Origin of the sequence: Veronia pacifica (assembly GCF_001707825.1) — a bacterium.
Lineage (GTDB): Bacteria > Pseudomonadota > Gammaproteobacteria > Enterobacterales > Vibrionaceae > Veronia > Veronia pacifica.
The window spans coordinates 1-1099 of the sequence record NZ_LYBM01000103.1 but is presented as its reverse complement, the minus strand read 5'-3'; the positions used below and the strand labels follow the sequence as shown (position 1 = coordinate 1099).

Below are 1099 nucleotides of genomic sequence, written 5' to 3'. Positions count from 1 at the left end.
TTTGACGTTAGCAGCAGAAGAAGCACCGGCTAACTCCGTGCCAGCAGCCGCGGTAATACGGAGGGTGCGAGCGTTAATCGGAATTACTGGGCGTAAAGCGCATGCAGGCGGTCTGTTAAGCAAGATGTGAAAGCCCCGGGCTCAACCTGGGAAAGTCATTTTGAACTGGCAGGCTAGAGTCTTGTAGAGGGGGGTAGAATTTCAGGTGTAGCGGTGAAATGCGTAGAGATCTGAAGGAATACCGGTGGCGAAGGCGGCCCCCTGGACAAAGACTGACGCTCAGATGCGAAAGCGTGGGGAGCAAACAGGATTAGATACCCTGGTAGTCCACGCCGTAAACGATGTCTACTTGGAGGCTGTGACCCAGAGTCGTGGCTTTCGGAGCTAACGCGTTAAGTAGACCGCCTGGGGAGTACGGTCGCAAGATTAAAACTCAAATGAATTGACGGGGGCCCGCACAAGCGGTGGAGCATGTGGTTTAATTCGATGCAACGCGAAGAACCTTACCTACTCTTGACATCCAGAGAAGCTTGAAGAGATTCGAGTGTGCCTTCGGGAGCTCTGAGACAGGTGCTGCATGGCTGTCGTCAGCTCGTGTTGTGAAATGTTGGGTTAAGTCCCGCAACGAGCGCAACCCTTATCCTTGTTTGCCAGCACGTCATGGTGGGAACTCCAGGGAGACTGCCGGTGATAAACCGGAGGAAGGTGGGGACGACGTCAAGTCATCATGGCCCTTACGAGTAGGGCTACACACGTGCTACAATGGCATATACAGAGGGCAGCAAGACCGCGAGGTGGAGCGAATCCCAGAAAGTATGTCGTAGTCCGGATTGGAGTCTGCAACTCGACTCCATGAAGTCGGAATCGCTAGTAATCGTGGATCAGAATGCCACGGTGAATACGTTCCCGGGCCTTGTACACACCGCCCGTCACACCATGGGAGTGGGCTGCACCAGAAGTAGATAGCTTAACCTTCGGGAGGGCGTTTACCACGGTGTGGTTCATGACTGGGGTGAAGTCGTAACAAGGTAGCCCTAGGGGAACCTGGGGCTGGATCACCTCCTTAACGATACTATCTTCCTAGTGTCCACACAGATTG

General features: G+C 54.0%; 1 rRNA gene. It reads left to right on the top strand.

The window, feature by feature from the left end:
• A 16S ribosomal RNA gene (locus tag A8L45_RS23290) occupies positions 1-1066 on the top strand; the annotation flags it as partial.
• Between the last annotated feature and the right edge of the window lie 33 nt (positions 1067-1099).